Below are 18,388 nucleotides of genomic sequence, written 5' to 3'. Positions count from 1 at the left end.
GCCAGCCGACGCGCCGGCCCGGACGTTAACCCTCCCTTAGCCTCGTGCGGGGCTCGTCCCAACCTCGGATCGGGAAGACTCGGGGGATGCGTCGCCGTTCGTTCCTCGCCGTCGCCGGGTGGCTGGCCACCGCCGTGGTCGCCACCCTGATCGGGGTGGCCGCGATCCGGTGGGTGGGGGAGAGCATCGCCGGTACCCCCGGCGGAGTGCTCAGCCAGGAGGAGATCGAGCGTGCCCTGGCCTCGCCCGGGCCCACCGCCCCCGGAGTCGGCGGGCCGTCGTCGCCGTCGGCGAGCGGGACCGGCGGGCCGCCGTCGCCGGGAGCGACCGGCTCGGCCCCCGTGGGAGCACGTCGGGCCTTCGCCACGACGGGCGGCAGCGCGGTGGCCGAGTGCGGGCCGGGCGGGGTGCGGCTGGTCTCCTGGACGCCCGCCCAGGGCTACCGGGTCGCGGACGCGGAGCGGGGGCCGGACGACGACGTGGAGGTCGCCTTCGCCGGCCCGTCCGGGGAGGTCGAGCTGAAGCTGCGTTGCGTGGGCCTGGAGCCGGTGGCGGTCGAGGACGACGACTGAGCCGGGAACGAGCGCGCGGCGCCGTTCGGATCCCGGGGATCGGAACGTCGCCGCGCTCTGGCCGTCTCCCACCACCGCAGCCGTACGGCGGTACGCCGGCGGGGACCTGGCTCGACCGGCCACCGTGCGCCGGCTACTCACTCGATCCCCGCCCACCGGCAATCGAAACCCTGCACGAGTGGCGAATTCCACCATCTGCGAGTCCCGGCGTGGCGTCGGGCCGCAGCGGGTATGTGCGTCGGCATGGAGCATTTCACTATCGCGACCGTCGCCGAGAAGAGCCCGGATTTCCGGCGGGTGCTGTGGACCGGTGAGCACACCCAGCTGGTGATCATGACGATCCCGCCGGGTGGCGAGATCGGCGAGGAGGTCCACGAGGACATCGACCAGATCCTGACCTTCGTCAGCGGTACGGGCGAGGCCCAGGTGGCGGGGGAGAAGCGCGAGGTCGTGCAGGGCGACCTGGTGGTGGTGCCGGCCGGCACGAAGCACAACTTCGTCAACACCGGCCCCAACCCGCTGGTGCTCTACACGGTCTACGGGCCGCCCGAGCACGCCGACCAGGCGGTGCACCGGACCAAGGAGGAGGCCGACGCCGCCGAGGCCGCCGGCGAGGACGAGCCGCCCACCTCCTGACCGTCGGCGCCGCCTGAGGCGGCCGGAACGGGGTACCCGCAGCGGGTGGACCAACTGGCGATCTCCGACTACGGGTTCCTCTCCGACTGCCGTTCGGGCGCCCTGGTCGGTCGGGACGGCTCGATCGACTGGTGGTGCCCGGACCGGTTCGACTCCCCGTCGGTCTTCGGCCGCCTCCTCGACACCGAGGCCGGCCACTGGCGGCTGGCGCCCACCGCCGCCGGGCTTCCCGGGCACCGGGTCGAGCGGGCGTACGTGGCCGACACGCTGGTGCTGCGCACCGTGCACCACACGCCGGAGGGGAGCGTCGCGGTCACCGACGCGCTCGCCGCCGAGTTCGGCGCCCGTGGCCACCAGCTGGGGATGAACTCCCCGGCGGTGCTGCTACGGGTCGTGGAGGGACTGACCGGGCGGGTGCGGATGTCGCTCGACTTCCGCCCCCGTCCGGAGTACGGCCTGCTCACCCCGTACCTGCACGAGCAGGCCGACGGCGGGGTGCTGGCCGCGGCCGGCCCGGTGGTGCTGACCCTGCACACCGGTGGGATCCCGCCGCACGTCGACCGGGACCGGGTCCGGCAGGAGTTCGAGGTCTGCGCCGGGCAGGTGGTCGGCTTCGACGTGGCGTACGGGCAGGCGTACGGGACGGCGCCGGCCCGGCTGGAGCCGGTCGTCGCGCTCGCCGAGACGGTGCAGGCCTGGCAGGCCTACCGCGAGTCGCACCACTACGACGGCCGCTACCCGGAGCAGGTCCGGCACAGCGCGACCGTGCTCACCGGCCTCACGTACGCCCGCAGCGGCGCGGTGGTCGCGGCCCTCACCACGTCGCTGCCGGAGCGGATCGGCGGCGACCGCAACTACGACTACCGCTACTCGTGGCTGCGCGACTTCGCCATGACGCTGCGCGCTCTCTGGGTGGCCGCCTGCCCGTCCGAGGCGTCCCGGCTCTTCGCCTGGGCGGCCCGCTCGATCGGCCGGGTCGGCCCCGACCCCGTGCCGGTGCTCTTCGGCCTGGAGGGGGAGCGGGACGTCTCCGAGCACGAGTGCGCCCACCTGCGCGGCTACGGCGGCAGCCGGCCGGTACGGGTCGGCAACGACGCCTGGCGGCAGCGTCAGCTCGACGTGCCGGGCGAGGTGGTCTCGGCGGTCTGGCAACTGCGCGACCACCTGGGGGAGGCGTTCGACACGGAACTGCGCGAGATGCTGCTCGGCCTGGCCGAGCAGGTGGCCGCCACCTGGCACCTGCCCGACCGGGGCATCTGGGAGACCCGGGACACCGACCGGCACTACCTCACGTCGAAGGTGCTCTGCTGGGTGGCGCTGGACCGGGCGGTGCGGCTCGCGCCCCGGCTCGGCGACCGGGCCGACCCCCGGCGGTGGGCGAGGATCCGCGACGAGATCCGGGCCGCCGTGCTGCGCGAGGGCTGGCACGAGCGGACCGGCGCGTTCGGCGGCGCGTTCGGCTCGCCGGAGCTGGACGCCTCCGTGCTGCTGTTGCCGCTGGTGGGGTTCCTGCCGGCGACCGACCCGCGGATGCGCGCCACCATCGAGGCGGTCGAGCGCGGGCTGGGTGCCGGCGACGGGCTCGTCCGTCGCTGGGAGACCGACCCGGCGGGCTTCCTGCCCTGCTCGTTCTGGTTGGTGGAGTGCCTGGTCATGACCGGTGAGCTGGGCCGGGCCGAGGCGCTCTTCGAGCGGCTGCTCGGGCACGCCAACGACGTCGGCCTGTTCAGCGAGCAGATCGACCCGCGCTCCGGCGCGCAGCTCGGCAACACCCCGCAGGCGCTGTCGCACATCGGCCTGGTCAGCGCCGCCTGGCGGCTGACCGACCCCAGCACGGACTGACGGTGGTGCGGGGAGGGGCCGCCGGGTCAGGCGGGCAGCACCGGCACGTCGGTGACGTCCACCGTTTCCGGGTACTTGACGCCGGCCCCGGTGTTGAGCACCACCACGCGTTCGCCGGCCCGGATCCAGCCGCCGGCGCGCAGGTGCCGGGCGGCGGTCAGGCAGGCGGCCCCCTCCGGGCAGAGCAGCAGCCCCTCGCGGGCGGCGAAGTCCTTCAGGTCGGCCAGGATCTCGGCGTCGTCGACGGCGATCGCGGTGCCGGCGCTGGCGCGCAGCGCGTCGAGGATCAGCTCGTCGCCGAGCGGGGCCGGCACGGTGATGCCGAACGCCACGGTGTGCGCGTCGGCCCAGGGCCGCGCCCGCTGTTCACCGGCGGCGAAGGCGCGGACGATCGGCGCGCAGCCCGTCGACTGCACCGCGACCAGGCGGGGCAGCTTGTCCTCGATCCAGCCCAGCTCGCGCAGCTCGTGCAGCGCCTTTTGGATGCCGATCAGGCCGACCCCGCCGCCGGTGGGATAGATGATCACGTCGGGCACCTGCCAGCCGAGCTGCTCGACGATCTCGTACCCCATCGTCTTCTTGCCCTCGAGCCGGTACGGCTCCCGCAGCGTGCCGGCGTCGAAGATCGCGCCGCCGGAGCCGGCGACGAGCCCCGCGACGTGCCGCCCGGCGTCGCTGATCAGCCCGTCGACCAGGCGCAGGTCGGCCCCGGCGGCCACACACTCGCGCCGGCAGATGGCCGGGGCGTCCAGCGGCATGACGATGGTCGCGCCCAGCCCGGCGCGCGCGGCGTAGGTGGCCCAGGCCGCGCCCGCGTTGCCGTTGGTGGGCATGGCGATCCGCGTCACGCCCAGCTCGCGGGCCCGGCTGACGCCCACCGCCGCGCCGCGCGCCTTGAACGAGCCGGTGGGGGTCAGCCCCTCGTCCTTGACCATCAGGTCCGCGATGCCGATCTCCGCGCCGTAGGTCGGGGTGCGCAGCAGCGGCGTCCAGCCCTCGCCCAGCGTGGTCTCGTGCCGGGGGTCGGCCACCGGCAGCAGCTCGCGGTAGCGCCACAGGTCGGCCGGGCGCAGGGGGAAGCGTTCCGGGGTGAGCACCTTCGCCACCGCCGCCAGGTCGTAGCGGGCCAGCAGCGGGGATCCGCAGTCGCAGAGGTTGGCCAGCTTGCCGGCGTCGTGCTCCCGCCCGCAGCGCGGGCACTCCAGGTGCGTCAGGTACACGATGCTCCTCGCCGTCTCAGCTCGTGTCTCGGCCGGCGTCGATGCTCAGCCAGCGCCGGCTGCGCCCGCCCGGCTCGTAGACCGAGTCCAGGCGCTTCGCCACCACCCCGGGCAGCCCCTGCTCCCGGCCGGTCCGCAGCGCCTCCCGGCCGGCACCGGGGAACCACGGCGGAGTCTGCCAGTGCGGGCCGGCGAGCGCCAGACCGTCGAGCAGCTCCCGGCGCTGCGCGTACGGCAGGTCGAGGCTGGTCACGCCCTCCATCCAGAGCAGATCGAAGATCAGGTACTGGGCGTCGGGGGTCCGGCGTCCGCCGCGCGCCGGGCGGACCCGGCCGGCGCGGTCGATGCGGACCAGGACGCCGTCCAGCACGGCCTCCGTGGGCGCCAGATCCTCGGCCAGCTCCCGCAGCCAGGGGTACGTCCCGGAGACGTCATCGTCGTCCTCCGCGAGCAGCCGCAGCCGACCACCCGAGACGTACGCGACCGCGCGCACCCCGTCCCAGCGCAGCTCGTAGCCCCACTGGGCCTCGTCCCCGGGCAGCCTGGTCGCGCGGGTGGGGTGCATCGGGCGGACCAGCTCCGGCATGCTCGTCCAGCCCTCCGGGGGCGGGTCGGTGCGCCGGACCATCCAGTCCCGCCCGCTCCTGCCGCCGGTGGCGAAGAGGACGTACCGCCCCGAAGTGCGCTCGCCGTCGAGCACCACGACCACCTCGTCGTCGCGCCACTTCTCGCACCGGTAGGTGCCCCGGTCGTGGACGGTCATCTTCCCGCCGCCGTACTCGCCGGCCGGGATCTCGCCGTGGAAGTCGAGGTATTCCATCGGGTGGTCCTCGGTGTGCACGGCGAGGTGATTGCGACCGGTGTCGCGGGGCAGCCCGCGCGGCACCGCCCAGGAGGCCAGCACCCCCTCGTGCTCCAGGCGCAGGTCCCAGTGCAGGCTCCGGGCGTGGTGCTGCTGGATGACGAACCGGGCCGTGCCGTCGGCGGGCCGCTTCCTCCCCGGGGGGCGCTTCGGCACCGGCTCGGGGGTGCGCGCCGCGTCCCGTCTGCGCCGGTACTCCTCCAGCGGGTCAGCCACATCCGCATTCTCCGGCAATCCGCGCCGGCCCGCCGGCCGCCCGCGTGTCCGGTTCGGCGGGCATGTCGTGGGTCATCGGGGGTAAGACCGCGGCATGGACCACGAGGACCAGCCCACCGTCGCGCTCCCGGGCGAGGTGCGGATGCCCCTGCTCGGCTTCGGTACCTGGCAGGCCACCGGCCAGGCCGGGTACGACGCGGTGCTCGCCGCGCTCGACGCCGGCTACCGGCACGTCGACACCGCCACGATGTACGGCAACGAGGAGGAGGTCGGCCGGGCGGTCCGGGAGAGCGGGCTGCGCCGCGAGGACGTCTTCGTCACCACCAAGCTGCCGCCGGACCGGGTCGGACGGGAGCGGGAGACGATCGAGGCCAGCCTGACCGCGCTCGGCACCGACCACGTCGACCTGTGGCTGGTCCACTGGCCGCCGGCGAACCCCGGGGACAGCATCCCCGTCTGGCGCGAGATGCTCGCCGCCCGGGACGAGGGGCTCGCGCGCGCGGTGGGGGTGAGCAACTACAGCACCGGCCAGATCGACGAGCTGATCCAGGCGACCGAGGAGAACCCGGCCGTCAACCAGATCCGGTGGAGCCCCTCGCTGTACGACCGGCAGCGGCACAAGGAGCACCGGGACCGGGGAGTGGTGCTGGAGGGTTACAGCCCGTTCAAGACCAGCGACCTCGCAGATCCCGTGCTGACCCGCATCGCCGCCGCGCACGACGTCTCCCCGGCCCAGGTGGTGCTCCGCTGGCACGTCGACCACGAGATCGTGGTCATCCCCAAGTCGGTGACCCCGGAGCGGATCCGCGTCAACGCCGACATCTTCCGCTTCTCGCTGACCGCCGAGGAGATGCGCGACATCGACGCCCTCGGCAACCCCTGACGGACCCCTTCCGGCACCCGGACCGAGCCCCGGTCCGGGGTCCGTTGTTGCCAAATTCCTTCAGCCTGAATAGGGGCGATGAAGGGTATCGACATAGATGCTCGTGACGATATACCGTGCGCGTCACCAGTTCATCGATGAGTCGGAACCCCTCCGCCCTTGTCTGAAGGAGCGCCATGAACGCGTCACGACCCGCCCGCCTCCCCCGACGCGGGGTGCTGGGCATGTCGGCCCTGGTGGCCACCGCGGTGGCCGTAGCCGCCAAGCCCGCCACGGCGAGCGCCGCGCCGCTCGCCGCGCCGAAGGCCGAGTGCCTCGCCGACCTGCTCGGGGAGTCCTGATGGCCACCATTCCCTGGCTGGTGGACGTCCTGCGGGGGGCGGGCGTCCAGGTCGTGACCCACGGCGACTGGGTCAACCGGATGCGCCCAGGCGACTTCAACCCGATCGGCGTGCTCTGGCACCACACCGCCGCCACCTCCAGCGCCAGCAACCCGCACCCGGCGCTCAACATCTGCATCAACGGCCGGTCCGACCTGCCCGGCCCGCTGTGCCAGGCGCTGGTCGACTACCACGGCGTCTTCCACGTCATCTCCGCCGGGCGCTGCAACCACGCGGGCGTCAGCCGGGGCAGCGGGCCGATCCCCGCCGGCGACGGCAACACGCTGATGATCGGCTGGGAGATCGACTACAACGGCGTCAACCAGGAGATGACGGCGGCGCAGTACAACGCGTCGATCGCCGCCACGGCCGCCGTGCTCAAGCGGCTGGGCAGGGACGCCAGCTACGCCCGGGGCCATCGCGAGACGAGCACCACGGGCAAGATCGACCCGTCCTTCATCGACCTGAACACGATGCGCGCCGACGTCGCCGCGAAGATGGCGGGCGGCGGCACCCCGTGGAGCGCGGTGGTGGACAACTCCACCGCCGGGCGCTTCACCGCCAGCGCCAACTGGGGCACCTCGGCGTACTCCGCCCAGCGCTACGGGACCGACTACCGCTTCGCGGACCCGGTCGCCGCCAGCGACGCCGCCTGGTACAAGTTCAACGTCCCGACGACCGCGAACTACCGGGTCGACGCGTGGTGGCCGGCCGTCAGCGGCTACAACTCCGCCACGCCGTACATCGTGTCCACCACCACCGGGAACCGGACGATCATCGTCGACCAGCGGATCACCGGTGGACAGTGGCGCACCCTCGGCACCTTCACGTTGCCGGCCGGGGACGCCAACCGGGTCGCGGTCAGCCGGTGGAGCTCGGCCCCCGGCCTCGTCATCGCCGACGCCGTCCGGCTCACCCGGGTCTGATCCGGCCGGCCCTCTCACGCGCGACGTCCGCCGGGCACCGGGGTGGCCCGGCGGACGTCGCGTCCGGCGTCTCAGGAGCGCGTGCAGGCCACTCCGTTGAGGGCGAAGCTCGTCGGTGACGCGTACGCGCCGCTCAGCGTGCCCTGGTAGCCGAAGCTGGCCGTGCCGCCCGGGGCGAGCGAACCGTTCCAGCTGATGTTCCGCGCGGTCACCGCCGACCCGCTCTGGCTGACCGTGGCGTTCCACGCGCTGGTCACCTGCTGCCCGGCGGGCAGGTTGTAGGCCAGCGTCCAGCCGTTGACCGTGCTCGACCCGGTGTTGGTGATCTGTACGTCGGCGGTGAAGCCGTTGCTCCAGGAGTTCGGCGTGTACTTCACCGCGCAGCCCGAGCCGCCCGGCGGCGGGGTGGTCGGCGGGGGAGTCGTCGGCGGCGGGGTGGTGGGCGGCGGGGTGGTCGGGTTGCCGCCGCCGTTGACCGCGGCGCTGAACGAGGTCACGGCCAGCCCGGCGCCGCCCTGCCACGGCTCGAAGCCGGCCTGGATGCTGGTCAGGTACCAGGAGTTGGTGATCGCGCCCCGGTTGCGGGTGTCGTTGATGAACGCCAGCAGGTTGAGGTTGGCGCTGCTGATCGCCGACGGCGCCAGGTACGAGATGACGTTGTTCGAGCCGTTGCTGCCCCGCCACACCTCCCAGCTGCGCCCGTCGATGGTGGCGGTGCCGACCGGGGAGCCGATGGGCTGGATCGGCCCCTGCCGGTTGAGCCAGATCATGATCTCCATCTGGTTCACCCCGTCGCGCTTCGGCGAGGGGTCCAGCCAGATGTCGTACGAGGCGTTGTAGATCGCGTTGCTGACGTACCGGTAGGCGATGTTGCTCGTGGCGCTGCTGATCTGGCTGACCTGGATCGGCAGGTTGGTGCCGGGGGAGCAGTTGGTGTAGTGGCAGCCGAGGAAGATTGACGGGTACGCGGTGGGCGCGCCGTTGGTCGGGTTGCTGCCGTTCTGGGTGGTGATCTCGAAGCCGCTGTCGGTGACGTTGATGCACTGCTGGGCGGTGGTGCCCCAGCGGTTGTTCTGCACCACGTAGCGGCCCTGGATGGTGGTGGAGCCGTACTGCTCGCAGATCTGCGTGTCGGCGCTGGCGGTGCCGCCGAGGGCCACGGCGACGATCGAGCCGGTGGCGAGCAGCGCGGCTGCCGCGAGGGCCCGGAGTGGACGTTTCATGATGCTCCTTCGGCTTCGGCGCGGAACGCCGGACGGAGTCGGGCGGTGGACGCGGGAGCGCTCCCACAACTTCTTCGACACATTTACATCTCTGAAACCACAGCGCAACGGGCCTGGGGTATTGGAGAGGTAAGTGAGGTTTGTCACGCCCGGACCGGTCGGCGGGCAGGTGATCCACCGAAGCAGCGGCGACAGCCGCCGAGGAATGTTTCGTCTGGGACGATTGACTCTGGTGTGTGCCGATTGCGCCGAGTAGTGTCTTGCCTCCAACGCGTGCCGAACCCCTCCGGAGGCGTACACCACCATGGGTGGCTCTCCCCTGCGCATCCTCGTCGTCGGCGCGGGCATCGCCGGCCTGGCCGTGGCCCGGGCGCTGCGGATGGCGGGCTACCGCCCCGACGTCACCGAGAGGCTGCCCCCGGGCGAGAACACCGAGACCGGTCTCTTCCTGCCCGGCAACGCGGCCCGGGCGCTGTGCCGGCTCGACCTCCACGGGCCCGTACGCCCGCTCGGGCACGTCATCCACCGGCAGCGGTTCCTCGACGCGACCGGGGCGCCGCTCTGCGAGGTGGACCTCGACGCGCTCTGGTCCGGGGTCGGCGAGTGCCGGGCGCTGCCCCGGACGGAACTGCACCGGGTGCTGCTCACCGGCGCGGGCGGCGCCGTCCGGCACGGCACCGAGGTACGCGGCGTCGACCTGCTGCCGCACTCCGTCGGCGTCACCTTCGTCGACGGCACCGCCGCCGAGTACGACCTCGTCGTCGGCGCCGACGGGCCGCGCTCCTCGATCCGGGCGCTGGCCGCGCTCGGCGGTCCGCCCCGAGGAGCCGGCCAGGTCGTCTACCGCGCCGTGGTGCGCGACGGACCCCCGGTCACCGAGTGGACCGCCCTGCTCGGCCAGCGCGCCGGCTTCCTGGTCGTGCCGATCGGCGCCGGGCGGCTGCACTGCTACGCCGACGAGGCCGGTACCGCTGCGCCGGCCGACCCGGCGGCCCGGCTGCGCGAGCTCTTCGGCGACTACGGCGGACCGGTGCCGGCCGTGCTGGAGGCGCTGGACCGGGTGCACGTCGGGGTCACCGAGGAGGTGGAGCTGGGCTGCTGGTCGCGGGGGCGGGTGCTGCTCGTCGGGGACGCCGCGCACGCCACCGCGCCGACGCTGTCCCAGGGCGCGGCGATGGCGCTGGAGGACGCCGTGGTGCTCGCCGAGTCCCTCCACGCGGCCGGCGGCGACGTCGAGGCGGCACTGGCGGCGTACGAGAGTCGTCGTCGCCCGCGTACGCGATGGGTGCGGGACCGGACCCGGGACCGCAACCGGACCCGGGACGTGCCGCCGGCGCTGCGCGACCCGCTGCTGCGCGGGCGCGGCGACCGGATCTTCGGCGAGCACTACCGGCTGCTGCTCGGCCCGCTGTAGCGGCCGGCGGTCGAGGGCCCCGCGCGCCGGGGTCGCGCAGGCTACCCGACCACCCCACGCGGCGCAGCCACCTGCCGGGGACTATCCTCCTTGCGGATGACGGCCCGCAGATAACCAGCGCGTGCCGAGCGGGACAACCCAGAACCGGAGGCCACTCGTGACCACCGTCGCACCCAAGCCGGTCGTGACCCGGCCCTGGCCGGTCCGAGCGCCGGTCAAGGGGTCGGCCATCGCGCGGCTGCTGCGTACCACGGACGCGAAGCAGATCGGGATCATGTACATGGTCACCGCGTTCGCGTTCTTCATGATCGGTGGCCTGATGGCCCTGATCATGCGGGCTGAGTTGGCCCGGCCCGGGCTGCAGTTCCTGTCGCCCGAGCAGTACAACCAGCTGTTCACCATGCACGGCACGATCATGCTGCTGTTCTTCGCGACGCCGATCGTGTTCGCCTTCGCGAACTACGTGGTGCCGCTGCAGATCGGCGCGCCCGACGTGGCGTTCCCCCGGCTGAACAGCTTCGCCTACTGGCTGTTCCTCTTCGGCGGCTCGATGACCATGGTCGGCTTCCTCACCCCGGGTGGCGCGGCCGACTTCGGGTGGACCGCCTACGCGCCGCTGAGCTCCGTCGAGCACTCGCCCGGCGTGGGCGCGAACCTGTGGGTCGTCGGCCTGGTCATCTCGGGTCTGGGCTCGATCCTGGGTGCGGTCAACGTGATCACCACGATCCTGACCCTGCGCGCGCCCGGCATGACGATGTTCCGGATGCCGATCTTCACCTGGAACATCCTGGTCACCGGTCTCCTGGTGATCCTGGTCTTCCCGCTGCTGGCCGCCGCGCTGATGGCGCTGGCCGCCGACCGGCTCCTGGGCGCCCACGTCTACGACCCCGCGACCGGCGGGCCGATGCTCTACCAGCACCTCTTCTGGTTCTTCGGCCACCCCGAGGTGTACATCATCGCGCTGCCGTTCTTCGGCATCATCTCCGAGATCATCCCGGTCTTCTCCCGTAAGCCGATCTTCGGCTACAAGGGCCTGGTCGCCGCGACCATCGCCATCGCCGGCCTGTCGATGAGCGTCTGGGCGCACCACATGTTCTCCACCGGCCAGGTGCTGCTGCCGTTCTTCAGCTTCCTGAGCTACCTGATCGCCGTGCCGACCGGTATGAAGTTCTTCAACTGGATCGGCACGATGTGGCGCGGCCAGATCAGCTTCGAGACGCCGATGCTCTTCTCGATCGGCTTCCTGGTCACCTTCCTCTTCGGTGGTCTCACCGGCGTGCTGCTGGCCAGCCCGCCGATCGACTTCCACCTGCACGACTCGTACTTCGTGGTGGCCCACTTCCACTACGTGCTCTTCGGCACGATCGTGTTCGCCGTCTTCGCCGGCATCTACTTCTGGTTCCCGAAGATGTTCGGCCGGATGCTCGACGAGCGGCTGGGCAAGGTGCACTTCTGGCTGACCATGATCGGCTTCCACACCACGTTCCTGGTGCAGCACTGGCTGGGCAACGAGGGCATGCCGCGCCGGTACGCCGACTACCTGCCCGGCGACGGCTTCACGACGCTGAACATGGTCTCCACCATCGGCGCGTTCATCACCGGCATCTCGACCCTGCCGTTCATCTGGAACTGCTGGAAGTCGTACAAGGCCGGCCCGGTGGTCGAGGTCGACGACCCGTGGGGTCACGGCAACTCGCTGGAGTGGGCGACCAGCTCCCCGCCCCCGCTGCGGAACTTCGACCGGATGCCGCGGATCCGCTCCGAGCGGCCGGCGTTCGACCTCAAGTTCCCCGAGCTGGCGGCCGGCGGCCAGAGCCTGGCCGGCCCGCCGGAGGGCGGCGCCAAGCCGCTGACCAGCGAGTCCGACGGCGGCGCCAGCTACCGCGAGGACACCGCGAGCGACGTCGACCGACGCTGACGCTCCGCACCACGTACGACGGGCGCCACCCCACCCGGGGCGGCGCCCGTCGGCGTTACGAGAAGTACGCCCCGCCGCAGCGGAACCCGGCGCCGACGATCCGGACCGGGGCCGCCCTGACCTCCGCTGCCGCCCACCCGTCGCCCCTTGCCCAGCCCCACCGTGTCCAGCGCGGCTCCGCGCGGCGCGACTCTGTGCGGCGCGGCTCTGCGCCGCGCCGCTCCGGGGCAGCGCGACCCAGCCGTAGCCTGAGCGCGGACCTCATGATCGGTTGACGGAAAACCGGGTCAGAAGCGCCGGGCCAGAGGCGCGCCGGGTCGGGGCGGTCGGTCAGGTGGCGGGGGCCGGGACGAGTTCGGGGGTGGGCGGGAGGGTGGCGGCGGTACGGCGACGGCGCAGCTCGATCGGGAGCACGGCCAGCGCCACCAGCGCCCCGACCGCCCCGGTGACCGCGAATCCCCAGGCCGGCGCGGAGGCGTCGATGACGGCGCCCGCGAGGGGCGCGCCGACCGCGATGCCGACCGTGACCGCCGAGCCGTGCAGGCCCATGGCCTCGCCGCGTACGGAGGCGGGGACCAGCCGGCTGACCGCGTCCGAGGTGGCCGCGATGGTCGGCGCGCAGAGCGCCCCGGCGGGGAGCAGTGCCAGGCAGAGCAGCCACCAGTGCGCCCCGCCCAGCCCGACCGGGATGGTGCAGAGGCTGAGCGCGGCCATCAGGACCAGCGGCGAGAAGGAGCGGGTGACCGCCCCGTACGCGAAGCCGCCGACCAGCGACGCGACCGCCCAGACGGCGAGGACGGCGCCCGTCCACCCGACGTCGCCGCTCTCCCGCAGCACGGCGACCACGGCCACGTCGGTGCCGCCGAGCACCAGCGTGCCGGCGGCGCTGACCGCCAGCACGGCGAGCAGGCGCGGGGTGAGCCACGACCGGCGGGGCACCCTCGGCTGCGGCCCGGTCGGCTCGTTGCCGCCCCGGGTGGGCGGGTCGAGCACCCAGAACGCGACGCCGGCGGCGACGATGCCGGCGCCCACGAGGTAGAGCGTGGTCCGCGCGGAGATGGCGGTGACCGCCGCCACGGCCAGCGCGGGGCCGACCATGAACGACAGCTCCACCGCCATCGAGTCCAGCGCGTACGCGGGGCGGCGCCGCTCCGGCGGCACCATCGCGGCGATGGACTGCCGGACCACCGAGAAGATCGGCAGGGCGAGCGACCCGGCCAGGAAGGCGGCGGGCAGCAGCACCGGGTACGGCAGCATCGGCGCGGTGGACCAGAAGACGGCCTCGGCGATCCCGGTCAGCACGAGCACCGGCCGCAGGCCGCGCCGGTCGACCAGACGGCCGAGCAACGGGCCGCCGATCGCGGCGCCCACGGTGATCGCCGCGCCGACGAGCCCGGCCGCTCCGTAGCCGCGCCCGAGGTCGAGCACGACGTAGAACGTCAGGGTCACCCCGGTGGCGGTGAGCGGGACGCGGGCGAGCACCGACACCAGCAGCAGCGACCGGAGGCCGGGCAGGGCGAGGGCCTCACGGTAAGGCTTCATGTTCATGTCGGTGCGTACCTCCGCCGGACATCCTCGGCCGGGAGGTACGACACCGCCAACGAATTACGGCCTCATGCGGCCCTGATCACAGGCTCCCCGCGCAGGGTCACCCCGGCACCGTCCATCGCCCGCAGCGCGACGTCCGTGGTGGGCGGGGCGACGGCGGCGGTGAGGTCCAGCAGGACGGTGGTGGCGAAGCCCTCCCGGGCGGCGTCCAGGGCGGTCGCCCGTACGCAGTGGTCGGTGGCGATCCCCACCACGTCGACCCGGTCCACGCCGTGCCGGCGCAGCCAGTCGGCCAGGCACTCGCCGTCGTCGGCGTGCCCCTCGAAGCCCGAGTACGCGGCGGCGTGCTCGCCCTTGTGGAAGACCGCCTCGATCCGGTCGGTGGCCAGCTCCGGGTGGAACTCCGAGCCGGGGGTGCCCACCACGCAGTGCCGCGGCCAGGAGTCCACGAAGTCCGGCGGGTCGCCGAAGTGGGCGCCCGGGTCGACGTGGTAGTCCTTCGTCGCGACCACGTGGTCCCAGCGGTCCGGCTCGGCGGCGAGCAGCCGGGTGATCCCGGCCGCCACGCCGGCCCCGCCGCCCACGGCCAGCGAGCCGCCCTCGCAGAAGTCGTTCTGCACGTCCACGATGATCAGTGCGTTGCCCACTGGTGCTCCTTTCAGTCGGCCGGGACGACCGTGACCGGGATGGCCGGGTCGCCGGCGGAGAGCTTCAGCCCCTCCCAGGGGATGGAGATCAGGCACTGCCGCAGGTGCTCCCGCGACTCGTCCAGACTCGGCCGCTCGACCGGCTCGCCGCCGGCCAGGAACGAGTGCTGGAGCAGCCGGTCGTTGGGCCGGGGGTCGGGCACGCCCTGCGGCACGACGATCTCCTCGGTGGCGGTGCCGGTCGGCTTGTGCCGGCGTACGGCCACCTTCCGGCCGCCGATGGTGGCCTTGTGCTCGGAGCGCTTGACCACCGGGCGGCCCTCGACCTCGACGAGCTTGTAGACCAGCCCGGCGGTGGGCGCGCCGGAACCGGTGACCACGGCGGTGCCCGCGCCGTACATGTCGACCGGCTCGGCGGCGAGCGAGGCGATGGCGTGCTCGTCGAGGTCGCCGGAGACGATGATCTTGGTCTCGGTGGCGCCCAGCGAGTCGAGCAGCTCGCGGGACTGCTGCGCGATCACCGCCAGGTCGCCCGAGTCGATCCGTACCGCCCGCAGGTCGGGCCCGGCCACCGCGATCGCGTTGCGGATGCCCTGGCTGATGTCGTACGTGTCGACCAGCAGCGTGGTGTCCTTGCCCAGCGTGGCGACCTGCGAGGCGAACGCGGCCCGCTCGTCCTCATGCAGCAGCGTGAACGCGTGCGCGGCCGTGCCGGCGGTCGGGATGCCGTAGCGCCGCCCGGCGGCGAGGTTGGAGGTGAACCGGAACCCGGCCAGGTACGCGGCCCGCGCCGCGGCCACCGCCGCCTCCTCGTGCGCGCGCCGGGAGCCCATCTCGATCAGGGTCCGCCCGCGGGCGGCGGTGACCATCCGCGCGGCGGCGGCGGCGACGGCGCTGTCGTGGTTGAGCACGGAGAGGATGAGCGTCTCCAGCACCACGCACTCGGCGAAGCCGCCGGAGACGGTGAGGATCGGCGAGTTGGGGAAGAACAGCTCGCCCTCGGCGTAGCCCTCGACGTCGCCCGTGAAGCGGTAGTCACGCAGCCAGGCGGCGGCCTGCTCGTCGACCACCCCGGTGCGCCGCAGGAAGTCGACCTCGTCGGCGTCGAAGCGGAAGTCGCGGATCAGCTCGATCAGCCGGCCGGTGCCGGCGACCACGCCGTAGCGCCGGCCGGCGGGCAGCCGGCGGCTGAACACCTCGAAGACGCAGCGGCGGTCGGCGGTGCCGTCGCGCAGGGCGGCACTGACCATGGTCAGCTCGTAGTGGTCGGTCAGCAGCGCGGGGCGAAGGGTGCTCACCTCCCCAGCCTAGGGTTCACCCGCTCTCGCCGCCCTCGTGGCCCGGGATCGCCCGCAGGGCGGCCCGTAGCTCCGCCCGCCCGGCGACGCCGAGCTTGCCGTAGATGCGCTGCAGGTGGTTCTCCACCGTGCGGGCGGAGAGGAAGAGCCGCTCGGCGATGGCCCGGCTGGTCACCCCGTCGGCGGCGAGGCGCGCCACCTGCCACTCGCGTTCGCTCAGCGCCGGGGAGCCGGCCTGCAACGCCGGGGTACGGATCAGGTCGCAGCGGCCGAGCAGCGCGGCGAGGCGTTCCCGGGCCGTGGCCGCCGCCGGGGACCGCCGCCGGCGCAGCCGGTCCAGGGCGGTGGCGGTAGCCTCCGCCGCGTAGACGGCCAGGTCGAGCGCGTCGAAGCTGTCGGCGACCGCCAGCAGTTCGTCGGCGGAGCCGCCCGCGGCGGCCCGGGCGTGCCGGGCGAGCAGCGGGGGCAGCAGCCCGTCGACCCGTTCGGACAGCTCGGTGAGCCGCTGCGCGACGGTGCGCCGGCTGCCGTCGGAGCAGGTCGGGCCGAGCGGCGCCGTCGCCTGGTCCAGCCGGACCAGGTCGTGCAGCACGTGCACCTCGTGGCCGGCGAAGCCGTCCGCGCGCAGCCGGTCGGCCAGCCCGGTCAGGTGCTTGACGGCGCCGGACACGTCGCCACCGGCGGCGAGCACCGCGCCCCGGGCCTGCTCCAGCCACGGGTACAGCACGGCCATGCCCGGGGCGTGGGTGCGGTCGGCCTCCGCCATCGCCTCGGCCGCCTGCGCGGCGTCGCCCCGCAGCGCCGCCGCCTGGGCCCGCTCGGCCTGGGCCAGTCCCGCGTAGACCCGGCTGGTGGCGAGCACCGCGCAGGCGCCGAGGCTGGTCCGCAGCGCCGCGTCGCTCTGGCCGCGCAGCCGGGCCGCGTACGCCTGGAGGACGGCCAGGTAGCCGGTGCCGAGCCGGAAGTCGCCGGCCCCGGCCAGGTCGGCGAACTCGTCGGCCACGATCGCGTCGATGCCGGCCAGGTCGCCGGCGAGCGCCAGCCGGGTCCCCCGGGCCAGCTCCAAGGCCAGTTGCAGGTACGGCATGTCCGCCCGCCACCGACCCGCCTCGGCCTGCACCTGGTTGATCGCGGTGGCGCTGCGGCGCAGCTGCCCCTGCGCGGCCTGAAGGTGGGCGATGGTGCTGCGGGCCAGCTCCCGGGCGGCAACGCTCGCGGCCGGCCGGTCCAGCACCGTCTGCCCGAGCCGCAACGCGATGCCGGTGTCCAGCCGGTGCAGCCGCATGATGCCCTCGAAGGCCAGCACCCGGGCCTGGTCGGCGGAGTCCGTGAGGGTCGACCTGCGGGCGGCGATCTCCTCCACGGTGGACTCCCGGCTCAGGCCCCAGTAGCTGACCATGCCCCGCACCGTCAGCCAGCGGCTCAGCCGCCGGTCGCCCTCGATGTCGCCCGAGACCGCGTCGAGCACCCCGATCGCCTCGTCCGGCCGGTCGGCGAACATCAGGATGGTGGCCAGCAGCTCCGCCGCGTCGAAGCCGCCGCCCGCGTCGAGCGCCGCGCGGGCCAGCCGGGTCGCCAGCGGTACGTCGTAGCGGGCGAACGCCTGCCGGGCCGCGTCGAGCAGCAGGGCCGGATCCTGCGCGGTGCCCGAGTCGAGCCGCCAGACGGCCACCCGGAGCAGGTCGTCGCGGCGTCGCTTGCCGGCCAGCTCCAGCAGCTCGGCGAGGCGGGCCTGCAACCGTCGCGTCCGGCTGACGGGGCAGCGGCGGCGCATCACCTCGCCGTAGAGCGGGTGGGCCAGCCGCACGTTCGCCCGGCGGTCGTCGTGTTCCACGGCGATCAGCCCGCGTTCCTCGGCGGTCTCCACGTCCACCGGGTCGGCGGCCTGGTTGAGCAGGTGCAGGCCGAGCGGTTCGCCGAAGGCGACCAGCTCCACCACCCCGCGTACGTCCGGCGTGAGCTGGCCGATCCGGACGTCGATCAGGTCGGTCAGGTTGGGAGCCAGCTCCAGCCGGCCGGTCCACTTCCAGATCCCGTACGTGCGGGTCAGCTCCCCGCGGTCGGCGGCGAACACCAGCTCGCGCAGCAGCAGCGGGTTGCCCTCGGAGAGCCGGCCCAGCCGGTCGGCGGAGGTGGCGTCGACCGGTCCCTCCAGGATCCCGGAGAGCAGCCGCGTGGTCTCGGCCGGCGGCAGCGGCTTCAGCTCGACGTGGTCGACCAGGCCGTCGGTCCACAGGGCCCGGATCGGCAGCGGGAGCTGCTCGCCGTCGCGCGACGTGCCGACGACCGTGGCGTTGTCGGACCGGGCCACCAGGTGCACCAGCGCCGCCGACGGCGGGTCGAGCAGGTGCGCGTCGTCGACCGCGAGCACGATCCGGCGGCCGGCCGCCTGCTGTTGCAGCACGTCCACCGCCCAGCGCAGGATGCCGGCGGGGGAGAGGCCCTGCGGCTGCTCGGTCGGGAGCACCTGGACGAGGCCGCCGAAGGGGAGCGCCGCGGTGGTGGCGCTGGCCGCGATCGACCAGACGGCGTACCCGTCGCGGGGGAGGGCCGCCATCCCCTCGCGCAGCAGGCGGCTCTTGCCGATGCCCGCGTCGCCGCTGAAGAAGATGCCCCGCCCCTCCGTGCCGGTCACCGCCGACAGCAGACGGTTGAGCTCATCCGTTCGGCCGACGAACCCCCACCGACTCATCGGGGCAGCATATCGACCGGAATCCGTCCGCGTGCATACCGTCACGCACCGAAGTTGAGTAATCTCGTGGTTACCCCTGAGTATTCGAAGTGTTCGGTCCGGGGGCCTGGT

General features: G+C 73.5%; 15 protein-coding genes. 8 read left to right on the top strand and 7 right to left on the bottom strand.

Going from position 1 to position 18,388, the window contains the following annotated elements:
- Positions 1-86: 86 nt before the first annotated feature.
- From AB0883_RS08195 to AB0883_RS08185, 3 genes are all read left to right on the top strand, one after another.
- Entirely contained in the window at positions 87-572 is a 486-nt protein-coding gene (locus AB0883_RS08195; RefSeq protein ID WP_366640501.1) for a septum formation initiator, read from the top strand.
- Between the two features lie 243 nt (positions 573-815).
- On the top strand, positions 816-1,208 hold the full coding sequence (locus AB0883_RS08190) for a cupin domain-containing protein (RefSeq protein WP_121399025.1): 393 nt from the start codon (positions 816-818) through the stop codon (positions 1,206-1,208).
- Positions 1,209-1,253: 45 nt separating this feature from the next.
- On the top strand, positions 1,254-3,050 hold the full coding sequence (locus AB0883_RS08185; protein ID WP_366640499.1) for a glycoside hydrolase family 15 protein: 1,797 nt from the start codon (positions 1,254-1,256) through the stop codon (positions 3,048-3,050).
- A gap of 26 nt (positions 3,051-3,076) precedes the next feature.
- Here the strand turns inward: AB0883_RS08185 and AB0883_RS08180 are convergent, their stop codons facing one another.
- Together AB0883_RS08180 and AB0883_RS08175 are read right to left on the bottom strand one after the other, a co-directional pair.
- A complete protein-coding gene (locus tag AB0883_RS08180) occupies positions 3,077-4,270 on the bottom strand; it encodes a threonine synthase (RefSeq protein WP_366640497.1) in 1,194 nt (397 codons plus the stop codon).
- A 16-nt stretch (positions 4,271-4,286) separates the two neighbouring features.
- Complete coding sequence (locus AB0883_RS08175; protein WP_366640496.1) at positions 4,287-5,348, bottom strand: DNA polymerase ligase N-terminal domain-containing protein; 1,062 nt, start codon at positions 5,346-5,348, stop codon at positions 4,287-4,289.
- Positions 5,349-5,442: 94 nt separating this feature from the next.
- Between AB0883_RS08175 and AB0883_RS08170 the strand changes: the two genes are divergently transcribed.
- The 3 genes from AB0883_RS08170 (at position 5,443) to AB0883_RS08160 (ending at position 7,537) form a co-directional block, all read left to right on the top strand.
- Entirely contained in the window at positions 5,443-6,231 is a 789-nt protein-coding gene (locus AB0883_RS08170) for an aldo/keto reductase (protein WP_366640494.1), read from the top strand.
- A 176-nt stretch (positions 6,232-6,407) separates the two neighbouring features.
- The gene (locus tag AB0883_RS08165; RefSeq protein WP_165947736.1) at positions 6,408-6,572 is read left to right on the top strand and encodes a hypothetical protein; all 165 of its coding nucleotides are present in this window, start codon (positions 6,408-6,410) and stop codon (positions 6,570-6,572) included.
- Positions 6,572-7,537 carry an N-acetylmuramoyl-L-alanine amidase gene (locus AB0883_RS08160; RefSeq protein ID WP_366640492.1) on the top strand — a complete coding sequence of 322 codons (966 nt, stop codon included), beginning with the start codon at positions 6,572-6,574 and terminating at the stop codon, positions 7,535-7,537. Before AB0883_RS08165 ends, AB0883_RS08160 begins: the two co-directional genes overlap by 1 nt.
- Positions 7,538-7,608: 71 nt before the next feature.
- Here the strand turns inward: AB0883_RS08160 and AB0883_RS08155 are convergent, their stop codons facing one another.
- Positions 7,609-8,760: a cellulose binding domain-containing protein gene (locus AB0883_RS08155; protein ID WP_366640490.1), complete on the bottom strand. Its 1,152-nt coding sequence runs from the start codon at positions 8,758-8,760 to the stop codon at positions 7,609-7,611.
- 304 nt (positions 8,761-9,064) lie between these two features.
- On the opposite strand from AB0883_RS08155, the gene AB0883_RS08150 reads away from it, so the two are divergent.
- A complete protein-coding gene (locus AB0883_RS08150; protein WP_366640488.1) occupies positions 9,065-10,174 on the top strand; it encodes an FAD-dependent monooxygenase in 1,110 nt (369 codons plus the stop codon).
- Between the two features lie 157 nt (positions 10,175-10,331).
- Positions 10,332-12,092: a cytochrome c oxidase subunit I gene (gene ctaD, locus AB0883_RS08145; RefSeq protein ID WP_366640486.1), complete on the top strand. Its 1,761-nt coding sequence runs from the start codon at positions 10,332-10,334 to the stop codon at positions 12,090-12,092.
- Positions 12,093-12,422: 330 nt separating this feature from the next.
- Here ctaD and AB0883_RS08140 read toward each other — a convergent pair whose 3' ends face one another.
- The 4 genes from AB0883_RS08140 to AB0883_RS08125 form a co-directional block, all read right to left on the bottom strand.
- Entirely contained in the window at positions 12,423-13,640 is a 1,218-nt protein-coding gene (locus AB0883_RS08140; protein ID WP_366640484.1) for an MFS transporter, read from the bottom strand.
- A gap of 65 nt (positions 13,641-13,705) precedes the next feature.
- Positions 13,706-14,287: an isochorismatase family protein gene (locus AB0883_RS08135; protein WP_366640483.1), complete on the bottom strand. Its 582-nt coding sequence runs from the start codon at positions 14,285-14,287 to the stop codon at positions 13,706-13,708.
- 11 nt (positions 14,288-14,298) lie between these two features.
- Entirely contained in the window at positions 14,299-15,585 is a 1,287-nt protein-coding gene (locus AB0883_RS08130) for a nicotinate phosphoribosyltransferase (RefSeq protein ID WP_366640482.1), read from the bottom strand.
- Positions 15,586-15,601: 16 nt separating this feature from the next.
- Positions 15,602-18,277, bottom strand: coding sequence for a LuxR C-terminal-related transcriptional regulator (locus AB0883_RS08125; protein ID WP_366640480.1), 2,676 nt, complete (start codon positions 18,275-18,277; stop codon positions 15,602-15,604).
- Between the last annotated feature and the right edge of the window lie 111 nt (positions 18,278-18,388).

Origin of the sequence: Micromonospora sp. NPDC047812, from assembly GCF_040704175.1 — a bacterium.
Classification (GTDB): Bacteria; Actinomycetota; Actinomycetes; order Mycobacteriales; family Micromonosporaceae; genus Micromonospora.
Note: the sequence above shows the minus strand (reverse complement) of the source record. Positions and strands in the feature narration are given on the sequence as shown.